The following is a 25976-nucleotide window of genomic DNA, read 5'->3' on the forward strand; positions in this document are numbered from 1 at the left end:
TCTCACCAATCCACATTGTAGTCAATGTTTCACGTAAAAGCAAAGAATAACACTTATACTCTTGTTTCTAACCCTTTTATTGCATCGAACAAAAATTGAAGTGTCGGAACTGGTCGTTGCTGTTTCTTAGCCTCTTCTAATACATATCCAACAATCGCATTAATTTCCGTCTGTCTATTCGCTCTTACATCGGCTAGCATAGAGGATGTATTACGAGACGTTCCTTCACACACATTGCGTACCATTTGCCATACCATCTCTTTTTCTCCTCTAATAAGAAAGGCGACCTCCTGAAACACTTGCTCCATCATTTGATAAAAAAAACGATTCTTGATTAATTCACCATTCTTAACTCCCAATAACGCCGTCAACGGATTGATACATACATTTACCACTAATTTTTTATGCATAATCTCTTTCCAATCCGTTTCTATTTGAACTGGAAAATAAGAAACGGGAAAAGAATGGAATACACTTTCGAAATGTATAGATTGACCACAAACCACTCCAAATTTCGTTACCCCAACTCCAGTATGATGAACGATATGCCCTCCCTCTTTTTTCGCACCATGTTCTACAATACCAACAGCTATATTTTCACACCCTATGTTCAGCATCTTTTGAAGATGTGACATTCCGTTTTGCAAAAAGATTAATGATGCTGCCCCTTCCACAAACGGTAGTATGTCATCTATATGATATTGCTTCACAGCAATAAATATATAATCTAAATTTTGCGCTACTATACTTTCTATCGGTAAAACAGATGGATATACTGTTTCACATGTTCTATCTCTAATACAAGTTACACCTGTTTCATTTAACTCTTCAGCCTGCTTAGCTGTTCTTGTAAACAACGTAACATTTTGGTTACTTTTTTGTAAATAAAATGTATACAATAGACCAATAGCACCTGGTCCGACAATTCCAATTTTCATTTTCACACAAGGGATTCACATTAAGCACCCTTGCCGCCCCCCTTTTTTTATATCTTTTTAAAGTACATGAGCACGCCCTATAATTTCGTTGTCCTCTGCCAAACAAATACACTCTCATTTTTCACTACGTATATACTGCCTATTAATACACTTATACTCTTAATTTAGCAAATCCTCAAAAAAATAATAAAAGAAATATACTATCTTCTTCATAAAAATAAAAAAATGAGTTATACTATTTTTGTAAATATTTTTACTTTTCTGCATTCAACGAGATAAGAAAAGGATGTGATGTAATGGGATTCCCAAAAGTTGAGCGCTTGCTCATCAATTATAAAACGTTAGATGAATTTAAAAAATTTAAAGGGTGCGGAGCCCAAGAACTATCTATGCTGGAAGAATTGCAAGCAAACATTATTGAAAACGACAGTGAATCTCCATTTTACGGTATTTATTATGGCGGATCACTAATTGCACGTATGAGTCTATATATGAAAAGAAACGGCGGAGAACCATTCGAAATTACAGGTCCTTACCTAGAACTTTATAAACTTGAAGTATTACCAACTTTTCAAAAACAAGGATTCGGGCAAATGCTTGTAAATCATGCGAAACAAATGCAATTTCCTATTAAAACGATAGCGCGTATTCATTCATCTGGTTTTTGGGATAAATTAAGTTTCAACCCCGTATCAGTAACTGATGGAGATTTTTATATTTGGCATCCAGAAACAAATTTGAATGCGGTTACAAACGAAGAATCGGCTTAATAAATAAATAAAAAAAAACAGCTGTATAACAGCTGTTTTTTATTTCTTAAGCTTCTCTAACTTTTCATTCGAGCGAGCGTTGTTTCTTTCCACTACCATTACACTTCTTTTTTGATCGATATAATCAAGTAATGTTCTATACTCTTCCTCATATACTGATAATCGCTCCAGAAGGCGCTCTCTTTCTGTTTGTAATGATTCAACTTGTTGTTGCAACACCGTTAAAGAGTTTTCATCTTTATAATTTTGCAAGAAGTCAATAACATCATTCAACGTAATTGACGTAGGTTCTAACACCTTCGTCTCTTTCACTTCATAATTTTCTACTTTACGAAGTTGCTTTGCTTCCTCAATACGTTCTTTATATTGCTTTCTTACGTAAGAATTCCATCTAAATCCACATGCTGCTGGTGTACGTGATAAATTTTTTCCCACTTCCTTAAAGGCAGAAAGTTGTGTTCCACCTTCTCGAATATGCCGGAGTACTACTTCTGCCAGAAGCAAATCTTCATCATCAGTCCAAGCATCTTGTCTTGTTGTCGCCATCTCTCTAGTCCTCCCTATGCATTTTTTATTAAGCATATGCAGTTACTAGAAAAGATAGAATACAACAACTAAAGATTAAGACAAAAAAAATAAACGCAGAAGATATCTTCTGCGTTTATTTTCCCGCAATTACTTGCTGATTACTTCTTTACCTTTGTAAGTACCGCATGCTTTACATACACGGTGAGCTAATTTCGCTTCACCACAGCTTGGGCACTCTACCATACCAGGTACTGATAATTTGAAATGCGTACGACGCTTTCTTTTTACTGTTTTAGAAGTTCTTCTAAAAGGTACAGCCATTCTTCCCACCTCCTTAAAAGAAATAGTTATTTTCATATGAAGGCCTGAACCAGTCTTCCGATTATTTGTCAAAAAACTTTGCAAGTCCTGCCAATCTTGGATCAACAGTCTTTTCTTTGTCTTCTTCCGAAATCACTTGCCAGTCTTGACCTTGCGTCGGTGCTCCACCAGAAACATCATCACTGAAAATTTGCATTGGAATCTCCAAAAGTATATTTTCCTTGATTACGGGCAGTAAGTCAAGTACTTCTCCTTCTAAAGAATGAATTTCAGCTTCAGTTTCAAATTCTTCTTGTGAAGTTTGGAACACCTCAGTTGTTTTAATGTCAAATGGTAATGTCACATCTACTAAAGAGCGAGAACATGGTAAAACCATGCTTCCAGTTATATGTAGATGAAACGTAAACTTACCGGAGCCAAAATCAACTCTTCCCATTACATGCACAGGATTAATTTCACGAATATCTTTCTCGACCTCTTTTAGCTCACTTACATCTACCATCTCATCCAATGTCAATCCTTTATTTCTCAATTTATTCAATTGATGGATGGACCATTTCATATCATATCACCTCAAGGCAACAAACAAAATTATAGCTAGCCATTTTATATTTGTCAATGTTTTTTCTTTACACTATAATGAAGTCATCATAGTAAATAATATATAGAGTATCACGTTTTTCAAAAAGATGCTACATCGAAAGGAGAGATTACCATAAAAGCTGGTGGTATTGTTGTTGAATATAACCCTTTTCATAACGGTCATCTTTATCATGTGCAACAGACAAAAAAGTTAACACAATCCGATATAATAATTGCCGTTATGAGTGGTCCTTTTTTACAGCGTGGTGAGCCCGCACTCATTTCCAAATGGTATCGCACTAAAATGGCCTTAACAAACGGCGTAGACCTTGTTGTAGAGCTTCCATACGTCTTTGCAACACAAAAGGCTGAAACCTTCGCAAATGGTGCTATTTCCATTTTAAATGCCCTACGTGTTTCTGAAATTTGTTTCGGTAGTGAGGATGGACAAATCAAAAACTTTTATAATACCATCTCCGTACAAAAAAACGAAGAAGAGACTTTTAACTGCCTTGTAAAACAATTCATGGACACTGGTAATAGTTATGCAAAAGCAACATCAGATGCTTTCTCACACATTTTAACATCCGAAAACAACATTGATATGTCACAACCAAATAATATTTTAGGCTTCCAATATATGAAAGCAATTCTGTCACAGAATAGTTCTATACAAGCTCAAACTATACAAAGATTTGCCTCTCATTATCATGATGAAACATTTAATGACCAATATATTGCAAGCGCGACAAGCATCCGAAAACAACTCTTTAGCGAAGAAGGATCATTTACAACAATTGAACCTTTTCTCCCACAGGCAACCACTTCGCTTTTAGCAAATTACAAACAAAACTACGGGATATTACATAATTGGGAACAATACTTTTCATTTTTTAAATATAAACTCATGACGATGTCTCCAGGGGACTTACGACATATATATGAAATAGAAGAAGGTTTAGAGCATCGTATTTTATCAAAAATACAAAACAGTTCCTCCTTCTATTCATTCATGGAAGCATTAAAAACAAAACGTTATACATGGACTAGATTACAAAGAGCTTGTACACACATTTTAACAAACACAACAAAAGAGGAAATACGTAGCGCAAATATAGAACAACACGCACCATATATCCGCCTGTTAGGCATGTCACAAAAAGGTCAAACTTATCTTTCAAAAAACAAGAAAAAAATCGAACTTCCAATCCTTACTCATACAAAAACATTTGACCATGCCGCTTTAGATATAGAGAAAAAAGCAAACTCTGTATATTTCTCCATCATGCAAGAACCGTTACGCACGCAACTATTAAAACAGGATATAACACACCATCCTATTCGCTATGATGAAACAACTACAAAATTCCTATAAAAAACCTCTCTATTTCAGAGAGGTTTTTCCCTTATCCATCTTTTCTAAATATGTTAACGCATCATCCAGCGTATCCACTGGTATAATTTTCATTTTTGTTTTAATATCCTTTGCAGTCTCAAGTGCATCTTTATAGTTCGATTTCTCCGCACCTTTTTCATTTGGCGCAAAAAACACTTCAGCCCCGGCATCGCTAGCAGCCACCACTTTTTGATTTATACCACCAATTGGGCCCACTTCTCCTTTTTCATTAATTGTACCTGTTCCAGCTATCTCATGTCCTTTTGTTAAGTCTTCTTCCACAAGTTGATTATATATTTCTAATGTAAACATTAAACCTGCGGATGGTCCACCAATTTCATGAGAATTAATTTTCACTTTCGGATCGACCACTAATTCTCTTTCCGTAACGATAGAAACACCTATACCGACACGTCCATTTCCATTAGGAATCGTCTTTACATTTAAATTTTCTTTCAATTGTTTTCCATTTCTCATGTACTCAATACTTACAGCATCGCTTTCTTTTTTCCCAGTCATATATTCAATAAATTGCTCCGTCTTTTCAAATGTTTTTCCGTCAACAGCTATAATAACATCACCAAGCTTAAGCTTTCCTTCTGACGGCATTCCTTTTGCCACACCAGCAACTAATACACCTTTATTTTCAAAAAAAACAGAGCGATTTGCACGTTTATATGCATTATAAATTGCGGCATTTTGTGAATCTTTCATCGCATAATTTTGGCGAAATTGATATTCTTCATCACTCTCACCTTTTTGCAATATTTCTTCCGCTTTCGAAATATGTGTATATTTATTAAACTGTGCCGCTATTAAATTCACCACATTTGCTGGCCCCATTGAAACCGTAACAAGCATAAAATCACCAGATTCTTTCGTTCCACCCTCAACTTGAACGTAAGGCTCTAATTTGGCAGCCATTCCTGGTTTTGTTACATAATACGGTAAACGTACGTAAACAAGTAACATCGCCAATATAACCCCTATTAAGATTGCATATATAAACCGAAAACGCTTAAACATTATGTTTCTCCTTCCACTGCTCAATTAATAAATAAATATTTGAAACATGTTTTTCCGCTTCTACTTCTCCAACTCGAATAATGTCTTCAATGTTCGTAAAAGCACGTGAACTAAATTGCTCTACAGCTGGTCGCATCATTAAATCCGATGCAATTTGCCGATTCATTACAAGCTCATGCTGCATAATTTCAATACTTTGCATGATTACGTCATAAATGGACGTAACATCTCCATTCACCTTAATTGGAGATACATCAACAGCGATAACAATATCGGCCCCTAACTCTTTCACAACCGATACTGGGATGCGATCAATAACTCCACCATCCACTAATAATCGTCCATCTATTTTTTCTGGTACAAACACTCCAGGAACAGATATGCTAGCCCTCACCGCATCTGCAACTGGCCCACTTGTAAAAACCACTTTTTCCCCCTTCAGTATGTCAGTAGCCACAACAGCCGTCGGGATATCTAACTCTTCTAAATTTTTATTATATGTAAACACTTTAATCATATCTTTGACACGTTTTCCAGCAATAAATCCCATTTTTGGTACCGTGAAATCTAAATAATACTTCCGCTTAAAAACAGATGCCAATTTATACAATCTTTCAACGTTACTACTTGCCGCATAAAACGTACCTATTAGCGCCCCCATACTACTTCCTGCAATCATATGAATAGGGATACCCGCTTCCCTTAAAACCTTTATTACACCAATATGAGCAAACCCTTTCGCTCCTCCAGACCCAAGCGCTAAACCAATCTTTGGTTCTTTCATTTTTCTCACCCTTTAATTTTTTTCATTCCTTTTTCATACTTATGGTCTAAATTCACTACGTATCCACGTATACTGAAATGAACGTTTTTTGGGACAAAGGGGGATTTACTTACATGTATGAAAAATGGAAAACCGCTTTCCTTACCATATCAACGCTATTTTTAACCTTTTCTCTTGTACTCCACCCCCAAGCCGCTTTGCAAGCTTCTATTCGCGGGTTAAATATATGGTGGGAAGTTGTATTCCCTTCACTACTACCGTTTTTCATCATTGCAGAACTTCTAATTAGTATCGGTGTTGTAAAATTTATTGGCGTTATATTAGAACCACTCATGCGCCCACTTTTTCGCGTTCCAGGGATAGGTGGATTTGTTTGGGCCATGGGAATGGCTTCTGGTTTCCCTGCAGGCGCCAAATTAAGCGCTAGACTACGAAAAAGCAATCTTTTAACTCAGATTGAAGCGGAGCGCCTCGTTTCTTTCACAAATTCTTCTAATCCACTTTTTATTTTCGGTGCTGTGTCTATCGGTTTTTTTAATAATCCGAAATTAGGAATTATATTAGCGGCTGCCCATTATTTCAGTAACTTTGCCGTCGGATTAATTATGCGTTTTTACGGACATAATATCGCTTACAAAAATAATACACACACTACAAAAAAACGCCGCTTTCAAAACCCTTTTTTAATTCTTCACGAGACGCGCTTACAAGAAAAAAGGCCAATCGGTAAATTACTTGGGGATGCTATCGTTTCTTCTATTCAAACATTACTTATGATTGGCGGATTTATTATTTTATTCTCTGTGTTAAATAAAATGATTACTGTATTCCACATTACAGCAGCTCTTTCTTTTATTATGCAACATATTTTATCATTCTTCCAACTAAGTACGGATTTTAGTATACCTATATTATCAGGTATTTTCGAAATGACACTCGGAAGCCAAATGATTAGTCAAATAAATGAAACACCGCTCTTACAACAAGCTATGGTAACAAGCTTCATTTTAGCATTTAGCGGTCTTTCTATTCAGGCACAAGTTGCTAGCATATTAGCTGAAACAGATATCCGATTTAAACCCTATTTTTTCGCACGAATTATTCAAAGTATTCTTGCCCCTATTTTTACATTTGTATTTTGGACACCATTTTATGAGAAAGTGAGTTCTTTCTCACCTATACCAAAAGATATTCCTGTATTTTTATCCAAGCATCCTTCTATACTACATGAAATTTGGACATCTTTTATACATTACGGACCAATTTTTACATTATTTTGTCTATACTTATATGTTATTTTATTATTTTTGCGCACGTATAAAGAAAAACCCCGTTCACTTTAACGGGGTTTGAAACTTTTCTTTTAAAGCACGCTCCACAATAGGAGGTACAAGATCTACTACACTTCCTCCATACCTCGCAACTTCTTTCACAATACTCGAGCTTAAAAATGAATATTGGTTGTTTGTCATAATAAAAAATGTTTCAATATTTTCATCTAATTTTCGATTCATAGAAGTAATTTGCATCTCATATTCAAAATCAGAAACTGCTCGTAAACCACGTAATATTGCATTTGCATTACGCATTTTTGCATACTCTACTAACAGCCCACTATGCGAATCTACTTTTACATTCGGGATATCCTTTGTCGCTTCTCGAATTAGTTCTAATCGCTCTTCAACTGAAAAGAATGGTTTTTTTGATGAATTGTTTAAAACGACTACGTACACCTCATCAAATACTTTTGCTCCCCTTTTAATAATATCCAGATGCCCAAGGGTAATTGGATCAAAACTTCCTGAAGAAATAGCTATACTTGTCATTCTGTCCCCTCACCTTCATACTTATAAATCGATATTGCAGTAATCCCATAATTCTCAGCTCGTACTTTCACAAGCCTGCCTATTGAATTAGGTAAAACCACATCATTACCATGCTCTGCCATAATTAATCCATCACTATGCAGCAATCCATGTTGATCCATTACACTAATTAAAGATACAATTTTTTGCTCTTTATATGGAGGATCTATTAATATAAGATCGAATGACATTTCACGTTTTATTAGCGCCTTTACTGCACGTTCCGCATCATTTCGATATACTTCAGCTTGTTCCTGTATTCTACAACTTTCTAAATTTTGATGAATTACTTTTATCGCTTTACTATCCCTATCAACAAAAATCGCTTTATCGATCCCTCTGCTCAAAGCCTCAATTCCAAGACCACCACTACCACCAAATAAATCAAGGGCAATACCACCATCAAAATAAGGACCTATCATATTAAAAATAGATTCTTTTACTTTATCTGTCGTTGGACGTGTTGTATTACCAGGAACCGCTTTAAGTGGGTGTCCTTTACATTTTCCTGAAACTACTCTCATCTGTTGTCACTACCTTTATTTCAATCTATCGAGCGATTATACAAAGCCATTCCCACTTCGGTAACCGTTAACAAATTACATTCACCTAAATATCGGAAAACTCACCATCAAATAACCGCTCATTATTTTTATGTATTCATCTCATCATTCACTAATATGAATCCAATATGTATATTAGTTCCACTTTATCTTTTTTATCCTATCACAAAATAAAAAAAAGAAAAATAAAAAGCCCAACATAAAATTTAATTTCATTATGTATATCTTCATTTAGATTGGACATAAATAATTATAACAACATCACCTTCGATGTTGTTGCCAACCGCGGAGAAGACTTACGTTTCCCCATAAGTTCTTCCTCCGGTTTCTCCTCTCCCTTTTCCTTCTTACTAGTACATGCTAGTATAAGAAGGGCCCTGCTATGCAGGGTTTTTTTCTTTGTGTGCTTTTCATTTAAAAAGTGAAATGGTACAGTAAAAGAAAGAGGAGGAAAAAATATGATTCAACGCTTTATAGAACTCGGAGAAGGCTACTCTGATTTATATGAATTACTTGAAATTGCCAAAACAAATCAAGAACGTATAGCACATATGTTACAATTTGAAACGATAAAAAACGATAAAAAAGTGTGTTCGCTTGTTGTAATATTAAAACCAACTACTACTGGTGATTTCCAACCATTATACATATGTCGTGAAGGCATTCCTGTATTTGAAAATAAAAAAAGTAAACGTGTCATTTTATTTGAAGAAACGGCAGAGCAACTCGGAAAAAAAGTGGCTACTTTTACTGTAAAGCCATCTACAACTTTCCCAGAAAAAGAACTATTTTTTAATCATTTAATTGGCATTTTACGAATGAACAATTTCATTCCTCCGATGAAATAACACTTTATTTCAATTAAAAAATCCCCCGCTAAACTTAGCAGGGGATTTTTTCTATTAGCTATAATCGTATTCTTTTGCTCGATCAGGACGGGAATTTTCAAATTCCGTTTTTAAATACGGGCGATACGACTGTTCTATCTTTTTCACAAAAGGAAGTTTGTTCAACTTATGCATCATATGCTCAATTTGTTCCATGTCACAATATACTACAGCATATTTTAATCGTTTTGATATGTAATGTATGTTACCATATTTCCTTAAAATCTTGGCATGTTTCAATGAATGTAAATAAACAATCATACTTTGTCGTTGCCCGAACATAATCTTCTCCATCTTCTCCTTTTAAAAACATATATTTTATATTCTATGAAAACCAATCAGAAATTTATAACATTACAGGACAAACTCTGTATACGTTTTCTTCCAACTTCTAAAAAACGGGGTACATCACCCCGTTTTTTTACAACCACAACCTCCGCCAGTACCACAACCTCCACCACAGCCACCAGCATCAAAGAATGGATTTCCTGTTGGTACTTTAATGGAAGAAGACACTTCCGAACCGATTGCTACACTAACTTCATCTAATAACTTCTGCAAAGCAGTTTCTGCTCTTTTAAAAGCTGCAACCTTATCATGTAAGTCCACAGAACGCTTTAATTCTCTCATTTTCATTGATACGGTAGTGTAGTCAGGATGGTATTTTCCAAAACGCTGTACTTCCTCATACCGTTCTTTCATCGCTGTAAATTGCTGAATTAACGTCTGAAGTTCTATATCTTCATGTAATTCTCTATAATACTTACGATAATCTTCTGCTATATCTGAACAGATAATCGCTTTTGCAAGCTGCTCTGCCTTATCTAATATTAATACGCTTTCTAGCGTCGCTACAATCATGAGAGACACCTCCGAGTATCCATCATACCACATTTAGATTAGAACTACTAATTGAAGTGACTTACTCAAAAGAAAGATATAATGAAACTATTTTCACACTATATCCGTACACACTTATACATTAATATGTTCCGCTATATTATATTTAAGAACATCCCATTTCCCACTATTTTGTTTCACATAACTAATACACGCATTTTTTAATGGTGTCTTAAATGTAATTTCATCTGGTTCAATGGCATGTAAAATTGCTTTTATCGCGTGTGAGTGAGCAACAATAATAATACGTTTGCCAAAATGAGTTGTTGCAACATCTTCTAAAGCAGCAAAGCAACGAGCTACAATCTCTTCATCTTGCTCCATACCTTCTACTTTACCCTCAGCAATCAACTCTCTAACAGTCGCAACTGGCTTCCCTGAAGCTTCTCCAAAATTCCGTTCAACAAATCGATCATCTAATAAAATCGATTGTAATCCAGCCGCCTTTGCGATTTCATTAGCCGTTTCTTGCGCTCTAATTAACGGGCTACTTATAATGATATCCCACGTTTCTTCTTGTAAAGCAGCTGCACTTTGACTCGCTTGCTTCTTACCAACTTCATTAAGCGGAATATCTTCTCGCCCCTGAATAATTTCTTGAAAATTCCAATCAGTTTGTCCATGTCGTACTAAACAAATTTCCGTCATGCTGCAACTCCTTTTTAAATAATCAATCTCTATTGTAACAAAAGTTCTGCATGACGGACATATTTTTCACTTGCAATTAGGTTGCATTTTGTTGCTTCATATACTGAAACATATCAATCATGATCGAAGCAACAGCCAATTGATTTTGAAATTTTTCCACTTTATCTGGTATTGTTTTTTTGAAATGTTGCATCGCCGCTAACTCAAAAGCCTCTTTTTCTTCAGGATTTCGTGTTAATTTTCTATACCAGTACGGTTGCTCTCTAATATAGCGAGATAAATCCTCATCAGCCTTTATAAACTCCATAATTTCTGCTCTCATCATCTTTCCCCCTAATCCTTTTGAAAGAAAAACGGGTTATTTTCTGAAGTACTTTGTTCTTGCTGCGTACGGTTACCTTGAAATTGCTGAATAACTTGTTGCACGCTCCCAATAGCACTCGTCACATTGGCTAAATGGTTCTGCATTTGTTCCACGTCCAACTTTTTAAAAAAAGAAAGCATTTGCCCCATCACATCAGCAGTTTTTTCCTCTTCAGTTCGATTATCTTTTTCTTTTTTATTTTCTTTTACCGAAGAAAACGCAGGCGCTTCATCCGGTCTATAAGTTGCCCATATTGGATCTTCTTCACCAAGTAAGTACCATTCTTCATAAAATTGTTGCCAAGTTTTGTGACCATTTCTAACCTCATGAACCATTTTAGGGTGATGGTTTACAAATTCTTTAAACTGTTGAACCGATGGATGTAACGGCCCTTTTGTTGTTGGCATAATCCTCACCTCTCCATGTATATCTACTATATAGTAAGAAAAAAAAGGCACATGGTTCGCCTATTTTCAGACGATTCATGCACCTTTTTTTCTGCTATTTGCATACGTTCAGATTCCCACCTACAATTCAGTGAATACGAAGTAACTAATTAGGTGATGTAACACCCCACCGCTTACAGTTTCGCTTTATTTTCGAATAAAGTTTTGTGTATAAAATTTATCGTATACACCAACACCTAATCCTGTAAATTGTTCATTTAATAAATTCTTTCTATGCCCCTCACTATTTAACCAACCTTGCACTGCCGCAATTCCATCACTATGTTGCGCCGCTATGTTCTCACCAGCAAGTTGAAATCCTACTTTCCCGCGCTGCAATCGATCTCCTAGCGTACCTAATGTAGGTGAGTCATGAGAAAAATAATTATTGTCTTTCATATCTTTACTGTGACCAACAGCAACATCTGCTGTTTCCTGATCCCATGTTAATAATGATAATTTATGACGACTTCGAATGATATTTGTTAAATCAAAAATTTGTTGCATATTCCCATTTTCTACTTGTTTTATTTTTTCTGGAGTCAATGGTTGTTCTGCTATTAATTCACCTGAATAAACGAGCTGATACGGTCTTTGGCGTAATAATGTTTCATCATCCATATAACGAACACCCACAAGCTCATGTGTAAATTGATCAAAATACAATTGCGCCCATCCATCTTCTACAGGTATTAACGGTTGTTCCATGACTTCGGTATCAGATAGTTCAAATTGATAACTATTTTTCCCTCTTTTTAACGCAATTTCATGCGAAGGCGGACTTTTTTTATATACTTCTTCATATTTTTCATTTATATAATAAGGTGGAACCTTAACTTGTTCACCAGCAGCATACGCCGTTACAACTTTACGTTCAGAAACTCCAAATTGAGCATACTGAGTTAAATCCTGATTGTATACCCACCATTCATATCCGTATGCAGACGGCTCTATTCGAGAGGGTTCTCCCCACTTCGCCAATAAATTTTCAGAGTCTTCACCAATCATATTTAAAACAGTGTCTGAGGAGTCTTCCTTAATTTGCTTTTTCTTTTTCACAATTTTATTTTCTTGCTTTGATTGAGATGGGGTTAATATATATTGTGAAACGAGTAATTTTCCGTATAAATCAACAGCTAAAATTAAAAATGTAATCATTACGATACGCAATAATTTCTTCAAACGATATACCTCCTGAACAAAACATAAAATTGAGATATACACAAATCCTTTTCTTTCTTTTTGTGTGTACCGTACTCTTTTCACTATATCATATTTTCGTGAAAAAAGTCTGGATTATCCCTTTTCTCTCAATATGAATTGCACTTTCTTATTATTCATACTATTATAAAAATAATGGTGTAACATTAAAAAAGGAGGTATTATATGCAATTTACAAATACGAAATTTAATGGAGCCGTCGTTGAATTAACTCTTTTAACTGAAATCATGGAAAACAACCACTTCGTACTTGCTGGACAGTGGGATTATGAACGGGTTACATACGATTATAAATTTGAAATATTAAAGGATATTTATTATTTACGAGTGCAAGGAGTTGCTGTTGAAGGTGACATCGGCAGTAGACACGCTGAAGTAAAACTACTCCCCCCCTTATTAGGAAAACATTATTATCCTCACGGCGTTGAATATGGCGATGATGAGACTTTCCCAACGAATGTACTTCAAAAAAGTGAACAACTCCTACAAAATGTCGAAAAAGAGTTAAAAGAACTTCAAATTATTGATTAACAAAAACAAGCGCATCAATATGATGCGCTTGTTTTATTTCCCTTCCCTAAGAATGAATCGTTTTTTTTACTGGATATCCATAAATAGATCCATCTTTTACTTTAATCTCATCTTCCCAAGGAACCTTATATTTACCTTCAGCTAAATCTTTTATAAACGTATATGGGTTTTCTTTCACCCCACCAGGAGTTGCTACATATCCTCTTGAACCTAGATTATATATATTATTTTCTAATCCCCATCCTAATCTAGCCTGATCTGCTAGTTCTGGATATACTTCAGCAGTAACAATCTCCCAAGGATTTCGATGCCCCTGTACTAAAGTAGTCCCATCAAAATTACATACTTGTCCTTCACCAAAGTAATAAAATACACCATCATAACCCGCTAAGTTTACCGACAATGTATACATTAAATTCTGCCATGCATTTGAACGATTGGTTAGCATCCATTGTTCGCTAACTTGTGTGCTATATCCAGAAATACGAATCAAGACATTTGCACCTTTATAGGCCGCTTCACGAGCTACTTCAGGGAACATGCCATCATGACAAATACAAACAGCTAATTTACTTCCTCCAGGTCCAACACAAACAGGTAAGCCTAAATCTCCAGCTTTCCAAGGCTCGACTGGTACCCAAGGATTTAGCTTACGATACTTCAAAATCATTTCACCTTGTGGATCAATAATAACTGCTGTATTATATGGCTCTCCACCACCAGGATTTTTTTCCATTATCGAAAAAACACCATATACTTTAGATTCTTTACATGCCTCAGCAAATAAGTCGGTTTCTGGCCCAGGCACTGTACATAAAAATTCTTCTGTGGTCCATTTTTTTGTATTGAGCCCTTGTGTACTATATTCAGGAAATACTATTAATTCTAATCCAGGATAACCTGATTTGGTCGAATGAATTGTTTTTATGATTTGTTGAATTTGTTTATCAATGTCCGCACGTGACTCTACTACTGGTACTGGATATTGAATTAGTGCTGTCAAAAAACCACTAATCGGCTTTACCATACTTCCACTACTACCCATTAAAATTCCCCCTTAAAATAGTTCGTGTTTATTAAAGATAACAATATATATTTGTAACTCTCTAAAAAACTTGCACTACATATGGAATTATTACGCATGAAAGCTAGTAGTAAATTTTATATCCACTTTTAGTACACGCCTACACTAACTTAACATAAAAAGTCAGAAAATTCAACCTTCTTAAAAAGAGCTAAAACTAAAAAGAAAAAGCGCATGGAATCCCATACACTTTTTCACTTAGTCTGTAAATACGGCGGCAATTGTTGCAACTGCTCCTTATCCTTTTCACGTTCTCTACGTGCCCACCTAAAAAATACATAGCCTATAATTGTACCGTACACTATTTCCTGGACAATTTTCATTATGATACCACCAGTTTGCTGGTCTTGTACAACTGGCATCCAGTGCAAAAATTCTGGTCCCGTTATATTTAAATCTGATAAAGTGCCCGCTGGTACACATAGTTCCATCGCTTTCATCCAAGCAGCCGGATCCGTATACGTTGCAAATAACGGGGCTGTCGCAAAAATGATTAACGCACAAGCAGGCGTTAATAATATACCGTTAGCAAACATATAACCAAGTTTCTTTATATCACTTAACGTTTGATATTCTGGTAATGGATTTAACATCGGCCACCACATCATAATTGCTGTAAAAAACAATATAGCTAAACAAATAGGATGAGCTATTTGACTTTGTTTTACTGTATCAAAAACAACTGGTAAATGATAAAAAGAAAACAGGCCGTTAAATACAAACAACGCAATAAGTGGTTTAGCAAATACCTTTAATATAATTTGAACGAACTTAAAAGAAGTAATGTAACGATATAACCAAATCGGTATACCAAGCAACAGTAACGGTGGAACTGCAATATACATGACTGCCATTTCAAACATATGAGCACTAAATATAATATGGCCAATTAAATCAATAGGCCCTCCCTTTACAAAATACAAAAGAACAATACCAGTCGTAAAATAAAAAATTTGCTTCTTACTTACCTTCGTCGCATTTTCAAATCGCATTCTATATGGACCAATAATTAAGAAGTACCCAATAAGAATCGACAGCATAAATATTAAAAAGATTGGACTCCATAAAGCCTGAAATCCAAATATCCACAAGTTACTCATTTTCACACCTACCTTCGTAAGGTTATCCATAATATGAAGAGGGAGCTGTGACAACACAAGCTCCCTTATTTTTCACTTTTCAAATCCAGACGATTGTCATAAATGCTAAAATTGTAATTAACCCTATTAGCAGACCAGAGTATAGAAAGAAACTTGCTGCTTCATGTCCTTTATGACTCATATGCATAAAATAATACAATTGAAAAATTACTTGTACCACTGCTAATAGTAAAATAAATGGAACAGAGAAAGTCGGACTAAAAGTTTTTGGATACGCCACTGCTACAAATGCAACTAATGTTAAAAAAATCATTAATGCAAACGTAATAACTTGATGCTTCATTTCCTCCGCACTTTTTCTCTTCCGATAAACAAGATCAACTTTAGGATTATTCGTTTGCTTTATCGCCATTGTTTATCCCACCATTCCCATTAAATATACTACAGTGAAAATAAACACCCAAACTACGTCAATAAAGTGCCAATAAATCGATGCAACATAAAACTTTGGTGCATTGTATAAATTTAGACCTCTCTTCGCATTTCTAAAGATTAATGTTAAAATCCAACATAACCCAAACAATACGTGGAGTCCATGTGTACCAACAAGAGCATAAAACGCAGAGCCAAACGCACTACTTCTCATAGTATGCTTAAATTCATGTGTATAATGATAAAACTCATATATCTCAAACCCTAAAAACCCTAAACCTAGCAATACAGTTACTAGTAACCAAAGTTGCATTTTCTTAAAGTTAAAGTTTTTCATGTGATACATCGCATATACACTCGTTAAGCTACTCGTTAATAAAAGCATCGTCATAATGAAAACGAGTGGCATTTGGAACATCTCTTGAGATGTTGGTCCACCATTTGTAGAATTCTTTAACGCTAAATATGTGCCAAATAAGGAAGCGAACAATACTGTTTCGCCTCCAAGAAATAACCAAAAACCGACAAACTTATTTTTCCCTTCAAGGGTTGCTTTTTCAGGCTCTGCTGGAAATGTTTCATTCGTTAATTTTTCATCTACATGCATTATGCCTTGCCCCCCTTATCATCTAAATCTTCTTTATGAATATGATATCCATGATCATCGATTACTGAACGTAGGAACATTGCGCCAAATGTAATGATTAAACCAATAATTGCTACCAATAACCAGAACTTATCTTTTCCACCCTGCATATACATTGCACCAAATGCCGCTATAAACAATCCAAAAGAAATGACAAATGGTGAAAACGAAGGATTTGGCATATGAATATCACCAACTGGTTCCGCTGCTGTCATCTCTTTATTACCTTCACGTTTTTCAATCCAAAACGGATCTAATCCGCGAACAAATGGTAATTGTTTAAAGTTATATTCTGGTGTCGGTGCTGGCATTGTCCATTCTAATGTACGTGCATCCCACGGATCACGACCAGCTTTTTCTTTTGATACTGTCGTTTTAATTACATTGAATAGAAGAACAATAGTCCCAAGAGCCATAAACACCGCTCCAATAGAACTAATCATATTCCCCATTTCCAACCCTTGCCCTTCAAGATATGTGTAGTAACGGCGTGGCATACCAATCAAGCCAAGGAAATGCTGAATAAAGAACGTTAAATGGAAACCAATAAAGAATAGCCAAAACGTTATCTTTCCTAATGTTTCATTTAATACTTTATTAAACATCAGTGGCCAATAATAATGAGCTCCTGCAAGTAAACCAAATACAACACCGCCAACGATTACATAATGAAAATGTGCTACTACGAAATAGTTATCATGAAATTGATAATCAGCTGGTGCAGATGCTAGCATAACCCCTGTAACTCCACCCATTACGAATGATGGAATGAAAGCTACTGCCCACATCATTGGTGTCGTAAAACGAATACTTCCGCCCCACATTGTAAAGAGCCAGTTGAATATTTTGATACCAGTCGGAACCGCAATCGCCATTGTTGCAACTGAGAAAATAGCATTAGCAACTGGACCAAGTCCAACAGTAAACATATGATGGGCCCATACCATAAATCCTAAAAATCCAATTAATACAGTCGCAAACACCATCGATGAATAACCAAACAATCGTTTTTTCGAAAATGTCGCGAATATTTCTGAGAATATTCCGAAAGCTGGGAGTATAAGAATGTATACTTCTGGATGACCGAAAATCCAGAATAAATGCTCCCATATAATTGTATTCCCGCCCAATGCTGGATTAAAGAAACTTGTTCCAAATAAACGATCTAACATTAAAAGTCCTAATCCTACAGTTAACGGTGGAAAAGCGAATAATATAAGCGAAGATGTTACAAATGTCGTCCATGTAAACATCGGCATACGCATATACGTCATTCCTGGCGCACGCATATTAATAATGGTTACAAGGAAGTTAATACCTCCAATTAATGTACCAATACCTGAGATTTGCAAACCGAGTACATAGAAATCAACACCATGACCCTTAGAGGCTAAAGCTAAAGATGCATAAGATGTCCATCCTGCATCAGGTGCTCCACCTAAAAACCAACTTAAATTTAAAAATACTCCACCAAAGAAAAATAACCAAAATCCGAGTGAATTCAAAAACGGGAACGCTACATCACGTGCACCAATTTGAAGTGGTACAGCGGCGTTCATAAATGCAAACACGAGTGGCATAGCTGCGAGGAAAATCATTGTTGTACCGTGCATCGTCAATACTTGATTATAAGCATCCCCAACAAGAAAAGCGTTGTTAGGAATCGCTAATTGAAGGCGAATAAATAGAGCTTCTATTCCGCCTATTACAAAAAACAATCCACCTGCAATTAAATAGAGAATGGCAATCTTTTTATGGTCTACTGTCGTTAAATAATCCCATATGACAGCACCCATCCCCTGTTTTTTTGCTACAGAACTCACGTTTTCAACCTCCCCTTCGCGAATAATCCCTCTTTACTTTTCAACTTTTAACGTTTGTAAGTATGCATTTAATGCATCAATTTGATCATCCGTTAAGTTGCCATATTTGCCAGTCATTTTGTTTCCTGGCTTCATATTTTCAGGATCTTTCAGCCATTTTTTTAAGTTTTCTTCATTGTTTTCGGCAATACCGGCAACCATATCGCGATCCGCAAAGTTTGCTAAGTTTGGTGCGATACGAGCGGAAGGTGGTCTACTATCATTAGATCCAACTGCGTGACAACCAATACAGCTTTTATTAAATATTTCTTGGCCCTCTTGCGCCTTTGTTGAAGCTACTTCTTTCTTCCCATCAATCTTCTTCATATCAGCAAGCCAATTTTTGTACTCGCTTTCATCTAAAGCTTTCACTTTAAATTGCATTAAAGAATGTGATGGGCCGCAAAATTCTGTACAAAAACCATTATAAGTGCCCGATTTATCTGCCTTTAACCACATTTTGTTCACATTGTCTGTATTTGTATCCATTTTCCCAGCTAAAGATGGAACCCAAAATGAGTGTTTAATATCGGCACCCTTCAAATTTAAATACACTTTCTTACCTGTGGGGATGACTAAATCTTGCGAAGTTACTATCTTTTCTGATTTGTAAGAAAATTCCCACCAATAAAGATTCGCTGTTACATCAACAACGATAGTATCTTTATCAATATTCTTTTTCTCCATCGCACTTACATCAGCAAGTTTGAATGTATATGTAACCGTTGGAACAGCTAAGATTAGTAAAAGAATAATCGGAATAACTGTCCATATAATTTCTAGCTTGTGATTTCCTTCAACTTGCTCTGGAATATAATCTTCCTGACCTTTCTTTTGTCGGAAACGCACAATTACATACAAGAAAATAATAGTAACTACTAGTACTACTCCTACCATGATTGCACTCGCCAGTAGAAGTAAATCATATTGCATTTTTGCTACTTCTCCTTGCGGAATTAAAGTAGATTGAAAGGCTTTACCGCATCCCCCTAACAGTAAAGCCAGCAGTGAAACGAACGAAAGCAGTCGCCACTGTTTCTTCATACAAACAACCCCCACTTTCCTTGTGAATTAGATTGTACTTTATAGTTAAGTAAAGTAAATCTCAACGTAAAGAAATCCAATTATGTCGTTGTCTTAGAAGAATGTAACTACAATCATTGATACAAATAAGATTGTTAAATAATTTAGGGAATAAACAAACATTTGCACGGACCATTTTATGTCATCTTTCTTACGGAAGCCATAAAATCCTAAAGCGATCCATCCGATGTTAAGCAGTGTTGCAATTACCATAAATGTTATCCCTAGTCCACTCATATAAAATGGTAGTGGTAATAAACATACTGTCCAAATCATAATTTGGCGTTTCGTAATTTCAAATCCATGAACTACAGGAAGCATTGGAATTCCTGCATTTCGATATTCATCAACACGTTTCATCGCTAATGCAAGGAAATGTGGGATTTGCCAAATAAACATAATTAAAAATAACATCCAAGCAATTGGATGACCTAAAGATGGATCGATTGCTGCCCATCCAATTAAAGGTGGAACTGCTCCAGATATACTACCTACAACAGTATTTAGTGTATACTTTCTCTTTGTCCATAAAGTATATAGGACAACATATGTGAAAGCACCAATAAATCCCATTAAAACTGCCATTGGTGTTGTTAATAATAAGAATACAAATCCAAGAAGTAATATAACTAGTCCAAATGTAAGTGCAAATCCTGGTTTATACTTTCCAGTAACCGTTGGACGAGTCTTTGTTCTCTCCATTAACGGATCGATGTCTCTATCGATGTAGTTATTTAAACAACATACCCCCGCCATAATTAATCCAGAACCAACGATTGTAAAAAATAGCTTATCCAGATTGTCCATCACACTTAATCCATTAAAGTGTAACGCCAACCAAAATCCTGTAAATACAGTAAGTGTATTTGAGTTTACAATCCCCATTTTAACGAGTGCTGATAAATCTTGTAACCGAGTTGTTTCCGGTACACTTGTAACAGCGGACTCATCATGCAGCTCACTTGTTGCATGGTTCATCACTCTAACCCCCTCTTAAAACTTTCATCTTTCTTTTTGCGCCTATTTCAAATGAAATAATTCGCTTCTATATAGCAATATTATTACAGTAGAAACATTGTTAACCCATTCTACTACTAATCTACGCCCATACTCCAATATATTAAATCATATTTCCCGAACATTTTGTGAAGAAAACATGAACTTTTTGTGTCGAATATAAAAAACTTCATTCTGAGTTGTCCTTATCATAACATGATGTTACATTCTATAATAAACTATTTTCTCCTATTTAACACGTATTCTCCCCATTTCTTTTCAAAATAGCCTATTTTCCACCTAAATTTTTCCTTACGAATCCTGTTTTCACACCTATTTTCTCTCCCTTGTCTTCCCCCTCCATTTCTTTGCTATTTTATTATTTTTTATATATCATAGGAACTAGCGCGTTTTATTCTATACATAATGGAATGAAAATATTTCGCAATAACTTCATAGCAGAAAGATGGTGAAAGAGATTGCAACGCTTTATTAAATGGTTAGCAGTCATTACAAGCCTTGATTTATTAATAGTTTTATTAGGAGGCGCTTTAGTTACAAAAACAGGTTCTGGTCAAGGTTGTGGTAAATCATGGCCACTTTGTAACGGTGAATTTGTTCCATCTAATTTATCAATGGAAACTATTATTGAACTTAGCCACCGATTAACATCAGGATCAGCTGGAATTCTTGTCACTCTCCTTTGTATTTTGTCCTGGAAATATTATAAACATGTGCGTGAAACAAAAACGTTAGCAATTTTATCCTTCGTATTTTTAGTTGCACAAGCATTAATGGGAGCAGCAGCAGTTGTTTGGGGACAAATGCCAGCTGTACTTGCTATCCATTTCGGTATTTCCTTAATTTCATTTGCTTCTGTCATTTTATTAACGTGTCTTATCTTTGAAATTGACCAAAAATTTGATGCACGTTCACTTATTATGGACAAAAAAATGAAATTTCATATTTATGGTGTAACAATTTACAGTTATATCGTCGTCTACACAGGTGCTTTAGTACGTCACGAACGAGCTAGCTTAGCTTGTCCAGATTTTCCTTTATGTAGCAAAAACAGACCTATGCCAACTCAACTACATGAATGGGTTCAAATGGGCCATAGAGTTGCAGCGATGTTAATTTTCGCTTGGATACTATACGCGATGATTCTCGCTATTCGCCATTACAAGCAGCAACCTGTAGTATATTGGGGATGGATCATTTCATTTATCCTTGTTACACTTCAAGCTGTAGTAGGAGTTTTAGTTGTATTTACAAACGCTAGTTTAGCGATGGCATTGTTACATTCTCTATTCATTTCTTGCTTGTTTGCCGTACTATGCTATTTAGTTATGTTAGGAACAAGAAGTAAAGTGAATGCAAAAGAAGCCGGATCAACTTCTAAACAAACAAAATAATTTAAAACTAAAATCCCTTGCCAATTAGGCAAGGGATTTTTTGCAATAAAGAAAAGAGCTGTATTTACACAGCTCTTTTCTTTATTTTAGTGATCTAATTCAATAAGTAAATCACCCGTTTGAATTGCATCACCATCGTTAACATATACTTTTTTCACTTTACCATTAAACGGCGCTTGAACTGTTGTTTCCATTTTCATTGCCTCTGTAATTGCCATAGAATCGCCTTTTTTCACTTCATCGCCTTCTTTTACAACTACTTTAATTACCGTTCCTGGCATTGTTGCACTAATGTGATTTGGATTTTCACGGTTTCCTTTCACACGTTGTGCAACTGTTGCTTTCACATTCTCGTCTTTCACGACAATTTCACGTGGTTGACCATTAAATTCCAAGTAAAGGACACGATTTCCATCCGGCTGTGGTTCTCCAATTGATACAAGTTTAACCATCAATGTCTTACCTTGTTCAATTTCCACATCAATTTCTTCACCTAGTCTCATACCATAGAAGAACGTCGGTGTATCAAGTACAGATACATTTCCATAAAGCTCAGCCACTTTTTCATAGTCCATAAATACTTTTGGATATAATGCATATGCAACTACATCAAAAATTGTTACTTCGCGTCCAAGTTTATGGAATAATTCTTCTTTTAACGCGTCGAAATCTACTGGCTCTAGTAGTTCACCTGGTCTTACTGTTAACGGCTCTTTCCCTTTTAAAATAATCTTTTGCAATTCTTTCGGGAAACCACCGTACGGTTGACCTAAATCACCAGAGAACATTTCAACAACAGATCCCGGGAAGTCCAACGCATGTCCACGCTCTAAAACATCTTGTTCTGTCAGGTGGTTTTGAACCATAAATAATGCCATATCGCCAACAACTTTTGATGACGGTGTTACTTTTACAATATCTCCAAACATGTCATTCACACGACGGTACATTACTTTCACTTCATCAAAGCGATCTCCTAAACCAACCGCCTTCGCTTGTTGCTGAAGATTACTATACTGTCCACCTGGCATTTCATGCATATATACCTCTGTGTGAGGTGCATTCATACCACTTTCAAACGGTGCATAGTATTTGCGTACATCTTCCCAATAATGAGATAGCTTTTCTAAAGAATCGATATTAACATCTGGTTGTCTTTCATTTCCACCTAGTGCATAGAATAATGTGTTCGCACTCGGTTGTGACGTTTGACCAGCCATAGAACTCACCGCTACATCGACAATATCAACACCTGCTTCAATTGCCTTCGTATACGTTAATATACCATTTCCACTCGTATCGTGCGTATGCAGGTGAATCGGAATTGATACCGTCTCTTTTAATGCTGAAACTAAATCATATGCTGCGTTTGGTTTTAGTAAGCCAGCCATATCTTTAATACCTAAAATGTGAGCTCCCGATGCTTCCAACTCTTTTGCTAAGTTTTTATAATAATTCAAATCATATTTACTACGTAATGGATCATGAATATCTCCTGTGTAGCACATTGTTGCTTCTGCAATTTTACCAGTATCTCGTACAGCATCAATTGCAACTCTCATGCCTTCTACCCAGTTTAAACTATCAAAAATACGGAATACATCAATGCCAGCTTGAGCAGAACATTCTACAAATTTTTGGATTAAATTATCTGGATAGTTTTTGTATCCAACTGCGTTTGAAGAACGAAGTAACATTTGGAATAACACGTTCGGCATTTTTTCACGAAGATCTAGTAATCGTTCCCATGGATCTTCTTTTAAGAAACGATACGCAACATCAAACGTTGCACCGCCCCACATTTCCGCTGAGAATAGGTTCGGTAACATTCTCGCTGTTGGCTCTGCAATTTGATGTAAATCTTTTGTACGAATACGAGTTGCAAGTAATGACTGATGTGCATCACGGAATGTTGTATCCGTCAAAAGTACACGTTTTTGATCCTGTACCCACTTTACTAATCCGTCCGCTCCACGCTCATCCAAAATTTGTTTCGTGCCATTTTGGATTGGCTCTGAGTGTAATACATTCGGTATACGAGCATCTGGAAAAATTGGTTTCTCTTTTTTCCCTACTCCTGGGAAGCCATTTACTGTTACTGAACCAATATAATTTAACATTTTCGTTCCGCGGTCTTTACGTTTCGGGAACAAGAATAGTTCAGGTGACACATCAATAAACGAAGTATCATATTCTCCTGATAAAAAGTTTTTATGTTTTACTACATTCTCTAGGAATGGAATATTTGTTTTAATACCACGAATACGGAATTCTTTTAAGTTACGTTCCATTTTTGCAGCTGCTTGCTCAAAAGTAAGTGCCCAAGTTGTAACTTTTACAAGTAAAGAATCGTAGTACGGTGTAATAACTGCACCTTGGAAGCTATTTCCTGTATCAAGACGCACACCAAAACCACCGCCTGATCGATACGCCATAATTTTTCCTGTATCCGGCATAAAATTATTTAGCGGATCTTCAGTTGTTACACGAGATTGAATTGCAAATCCATGCACAACTACTTCCTCTTGCTTCGGCACACCTACCATTTTGCTATGTAATGAATGTCCATCAGCTATTAAAATTTGTGATTGAACGATATCTACTCCTGTAATCATTTCTGTAATCGTATGTTCTACTTGAACACGTGGATTTACTTCAATGAAGTAAAACTCATCATCTTTTACAAGGAATTCTACTGTTCCTGCATTTAAATAGTTTACATTTTTCGTTAACTTCACAGCAGCATCACAAATACGCTGACGCAAATCATCTGAAAGTGATACACTCGGTGCTATTTCTACAACTTTTTGATGACGACGTTGTACAGAACAGTCACGCTCGTATAAATGAACAACATTGCCTTCTTCATCTGCTAAAATTTGTACTTCTATATGTTTAGGTTTTTCAACGAATTTTTCGACGTAAACTTCATCATTACCAAAGGCTGCTTTCGCTTCTGATTTCGCTCGATTATATGATTCTCCTAATTCCTCACTAGTACGCACAATACGCATACCACGACCGCCACCACCAAGGGACGCTTTAATAATAATCGGGTAATCATACTTTTCAGCAAATTTTTCGACTTCTTCTAATGAATCTACTGGACCATCACTACCAGGTATAACTGGAATTTGTGCTAGCTGCGCTTGTGTTCTTGCTTTCACTTTATCTCCAAACATATCTAAATGCTTACTTTTCGGACCGATAAAGATAATTCCTTCTTCTTCGCAACGTTTCGCGAATTGAATATTTTCTGACAAGAAACCATATCCAGGGTGGATTGCATCTACATGATTACTTTTTGCAATCTCAATAATGCCTTCAATATCTAGATAAGCATCAATTGGTTTTTTTCCTTCCCCAACTAAATAGGACTCATCGGCTTTATAGCGATGATAAGAACCACTATCCTCTTTAGAATAGATTGCAACTGTTTTTAATCCTAGTTCCGAACAAGCTCGAAACACACGAATTGCAATCTCTCCACGGTTAGCTACCAATACTTTTTGAATACGTTGCAGCTTTGTCATGATTTTCCCCCTCTACTTTCCTACCACTCTAGAGATAAAATATATACACACCTTA

At 35.8% G+C, this 25976-nt stretch carries 28 protein-coding genes; 6 read left to right on the top strand and 22 right to left on the bottom strand.

Features of this window, described 5'->3' with window-relative positions; genetic code table 11:
- Positions 1–53: 53 nt before the first annotated feature.
- Positions 54–938 carry a 2-dehydropantoate 2-reductase gene (gene panE / locus DN403_RS03550; RefSeq protein WP_149185309.1) on the bottom strand — a complete coding sequence of 295 codons (885 nt, stop codon included), beginning with the start codon at positions 936–938 and terminating at the stop codon, positions 54–56.
- Between the two features lie 296 nt (positions 939–1234).
- Between panE and DN403_RS03555 the strand changes: the two genes are divergently transcribed.
- Positions 1235–1708, top strand: coding sequence for an N-acetyltransferase (locus tag DN403_RS03555; protein ID WP_000506698.1), 474 nt, complete (start codon positions 1235–1237; stop codon positions 1706–1708).
- A 39-nt stretch (positions 1709–1747) separates the two neighbouring features.
- On the opposite strand, the gene DN403_RS03560 is transcribed toward DN403_RS03555, so the two are convergent.
- The 3 genes from DN403_RS03560 to DN403_RS03570 all read right to left on the bottom strand — a co-directional run bounded on the left by DN403_RS03560 (position 1748) and on the right by DN403_RS03570 (position 3119).
- Positions 1748–2254, bottom strand: coding sequence for an RsfA family transcriptional regulator (locus tag DN403_RS03560; RefSeq protein ID WP_000246470.1), 507 nt, complete (start codon positions 2252–2254; stop codon positions 1748–1750).
- Positions 2255–2383: 129 nt separating this feature from the next.
- Positions 2384–2557: a 50S ribosomal protein L32 gene (rpmF, locus tag DN403_RS03565; protein ID WP_001984764.1), complete on the bottom strand. Its 174-nt coding sequence runs from the start codon at positions 2555–2557 to the stop codon at positions 2384–2386.
- Between the two features lie 61 nt (positions 2558–2618).
- Positions 2619–3119 carry a YceD family protein gene (locus tag DN403_RS03570; protein WP_000872137.1) on the bottom strand — a complete coding sequence of 167 codons (501 nt, stop codon included), beginning with the start codon at positions 3117–3119 and terminating at the stop codon, positions 2619–2621.
- A 213-nt stretch (positions 3120–3332) separates the two neighbouring features.
- On the opposite strand from DN403_RS03570, the gene DN403_RS03575 reads away from it, so the two are divergent.
- The gene (locus DN403_RS03575) at positions 3333–4514 is read left to right on the top strand and encodes a nucleotidyltransferase (RefSeq protein WP_255451752.1); all 1182 of its coding nucleotides are present in this window, start codon (positions 3333–3335) and stop codon (positions 4512–4514) included.
- A gap of 9 nt (positions 4515–4523) precedes the next feature.
- On the opposite strand, the gene DN403_RS03580 is transcribed toward DN403_RS03575, so the two are convergent.
- Both DN403_RS03580 and DN403_RS03585 read right to left on the bottom strand, forming a co-directional pair.
- Complete coding sequence (locus DN403_RS03580; RefSeq protein WP_000476293.1) at positions 4524–5561, bottom strand: SepM family pheromone-processing serine protease; 1038 nt, start codon at positions 5559–5561, stop codon at positions 4524–4526.
- The gene (locus DN403_RS03585; protein WP_074789108.1) at positions 5554–6345 is read right to left on the bottom strand and encodes a patatin-like phospholipase family protein; all 792 of its coding nucleotides are present in this window, start codon (positions 6343–6345) and stop codon (positions 5554–5556) included. Before DN403_RS03585 ends, DN403_RS03580 begins: the two co-directional genes overlap by 8 nt.
- Positions 6346–6458: 113 nt before the next feature.
- Here DN403_RS03585 and ylbJ point away from each other — a divergent pair, with 113 nt between their 5' ends.
- On the top strand, positions 6459–7688 hold the full coding sequence (gene ylbJ, locus DN403_RS03590; protein ID WP_016098920.1) for a sporulation integral membrane protein YlbJ: 1230 nt from the start codon (positions 6459–6461) through the stop codon (positions 7686–7688).
- On the opposite strand, the gene coaD is transcribed toward ylbJ, so the two are convergent.
- Both coaD and rsmD read right to left on the bottom strand, forming a co-directional pair.
- Positions 7680–8171 carry a pantetheine-phosphate adenylyltransferase gene (coaD, locus tag DN403_RS03595; RefSeq protein WP_000200601.1) on the bottom strand — a complete coding sequence of 164 codons (492 nt, stop codon included), beginning with the start codon at positions 8169–8171 and terminating at the stop codon, positions 7680–7682. The two genes, ylbJ and coaD, sit on opposite strands and share 9 nt — an antisense overlap.
- Positions 8168–8734, bottom strand: a complete 567-nt coding sequence (gene rsmD, locus DN403_RS03600) for a 16S rRNA (guanine(966)-N(2))-methyltransferase RsmD (RefSeq protein WP_001266977.1) — start codon at positions 8732–8734, stop codon at positions 8168–8170. The genes coaD and rsmD overlap by 4 nt, the downstream gene beginning before the upstream one ends.
- Positions 8735–9231: 497 nt before the next feature.
- On the opposite strand from rsmD, the gene DN403_RS03605 reads away from it, so the two are divergent.
- Positions 9232–9621, top strand: a complete 390-nt coding sequence (locus tag DN403_RS03605) for a DUF7147 family protein (protein WP_000616017.1) — start codon at positions 9232–9234, stop codon at positions 9619–9621.
- 54 nt (positions 9622–9675) lie between these two features.
- Here DN403_RS03605 and DN403_RS03610 read toward each other — a convergent pair whose 3' ends face one another.
- The 6 genes from DN403_RS03610 to DN403_RS03635 form a co-directional block, all read right to left on the bottom strand.
- On the bottom strand, positions 9676–9942 hold the full coding sequence (locus DN403_RS03610; RefSeq protein WP_002082261.1) for a YlbG family protein: 267 nt from the start codon (positions 9940–9942) through the stop codon (positions 9676–9678).
- Positions 9943–10068: 126 nt separating this feature from the next.
- Positions 10069–10521 (bottom strand): YlbF/YmcA family competence regulator, encoded by a 453-nt coding sequence (locus DN403_RS03615; protein WP_000634361.1) that lies wholly within the window; start codon positions 10519–10521, stop codon positions 10069–10071.
- A gap of 114 nt (positions 10522–10635) precedes the next feature.
- Positions 10636–11208 (bottom strand): histidine phosphatase family protein, encoded by a 573-nt coding sequence (locus DN403_RS03620; protein WP_000134944.1) that lies wholly within the window; start codon positions 11206–11208, stop codon positions 10636–10638.
- 76 nt (positions 11209–11284) lie between these two features.
- Positions 11285–11530, bottom strand: a complete 246-nt coding sequence (locus DN403_RS03625; protein ID WP_001200990.1) for a YlbE-like family protein — start codon at positions 11528–11530, stop codon at positions 11285–11287.
- Positions 11531–11541: 11 nt separating this feature from the next.
- Entirely contained in the window at positions 11542–11979 is a 438-nt protein-coding gene (locus tag DN403_RS03630) for a YlbD family protein (RefSeq protein WP_149185306.1), read from the bottom strand.
- A 186-nt stretch (positions 11980–12165) separates the two neighbouring features.
- A complete protein-coding gene (locus tag DN403_RS03635; RefSeq protein ID WP_000735371.1) occupies positions 12166–13200 on the bottom strand; it encodes a CAP domain-containing protein in 1035 nt (344 codons plus the stop codon).
- A 204-nt stretch (positions 13201–13404) separates the two neighbouring features.
- Here DN403_RS03635 and DN403_RS03640 point away from each other — a divergent pair, with 204 nt between their 5' ends.
- Complete coding sequence (locus tag DN403_RS03640; protein ID WP_001160945.1) at positions 13405–13770, top strand: YugN family protein; 366 nt, start codon at positions 13405–13407, stop codon at positions 13768–13770.
- 46 nt (positions 13771–13816) lie between these two features.
- Here the strand turns inward: DN403_RS03640 and DN403_RS03645 are convergent, their stop codons facing one another.
- The 7 genes from DN403_RS03645 to ctaB form a co-directional block, all read right to left on the bottom strand.
- Positions 13817–14815 carry a formamidase gene (locus tag DN403_RS03645; protein WP_000535809.1) on the bottom strand — a complete coding sequence of 333 codons (999 nt, stop codon included), beginning with the start codon at positions 14813–14815 and terminating at the stop codon, positions 13817–13819.
- Positions 14816–15048: 233 nt separating this feature from the next.
- Positions 15049–15954, bottom strand: coding sequence for a cytochrome c oxidase assembly factor CtaG (gene ctaG / locus DN403_RS03650; protein WP_041488175.1), 906 nt, complete (start codon positions 15952–15954; stop codon positions 15049–15051).
- A 79-nt stretch (positions 15955–16033) separates the two neighbouring features.
- Positions 16034–16366, bottom strand: coding sequence for a cytochrome c oxidase subunit IVB (gene ctaF / locus DN403_RS03655; protein WP_000985703.1), 333 nt, complete (start codon positions 16364–16366; stop codon positions 16034–16036).
- A gap of 3 nt (positions 16367–16369) precedes the next feature.
- On the bottom strand, positions 16370–16993 hold the full coding sequence (gene ctaE, locus DN403_RS03660) for a cytochrome c oxidase subunit III (protein ID WP_000557861.1): 624 nt from the start codon (positions 16991–16993) through the stop codon (positions 16370–16372).
- On the bottom strand, positions 16993–18828 hold the full coding sequence (gene ctaD, locus DN403_RS03665; protein ID WP_153577875.1) for a cytochrome c oxidase subunit I: 1836 nt from the start codon (positions 18826–18828) through the stop codon (positions 16993–16995). Before ctaD ends, ctaE begins: the two co-directional genes overlap by 1 nt.
- Positions 18829–18888: 60 nt before the next feature.
- Positions 18889–19938: a cytochrome c oxidase subunit II gene (coxB, locus tag DN403_RS03670; protein ID WP_000745273.1), complete on the bottom strand. Its 1050-nt coding sequence runs from the start codon at positions 19936–19938 to the stop codon at positions 18889–18891.
- Between the two features lie 93 nt (positions 19939–20031).
- A complete protein-coding gene (ctaB, locus tag DN403_RS03675) occupies positions 20032–20955 on the bottom strand; it encodes a protoheme IX farnesyltransferase (protein ID WP_001015060.1) in 924 nt (307 codons plus the stop codon).
- A 497-nt stretch (positions 20956–21452) separates the two neighbouring features.
- Between ctaB and ctaA the strand changes: the two genes are divergently transcribed.
- Complete coding sequence (gene ctaA / locus DN403_RS03680) at positions 21453–22388, top strand: heme A synthase (RefSeq protein WP_001188745.1); 936 nt, start codon at positions 21453–21455, stop codon at positions 22386–22388.
- An 86-nt stretch (positions 22389–22474) separates the two neighbouring features.
- On the opposite strand, the gene pyc is transcribed toward ctaA, so the two are convergent.
- Complete coding sequence (gene pyc, locus DN403_RS03685) at positions 22475–25921, bottom strand: pyruvate carboxylase (protein ID WP_000164058.1); 3447 nt, start codon at positions 25919–25921, stop codon at positions 22475–22477.
- Positions 25922–25976: the final 55 nt, after the last annotated feature.

It is taken from the genome of Bacillus sp. AY2-1 (assembly GCF_008368965.1).
Classification (GTDB): Bacteria; Bacillota; Bacilli; order Bacillales; family Bacillaceae_G; genus Bacillus_A; species Bacillus_A thuringiensis_S.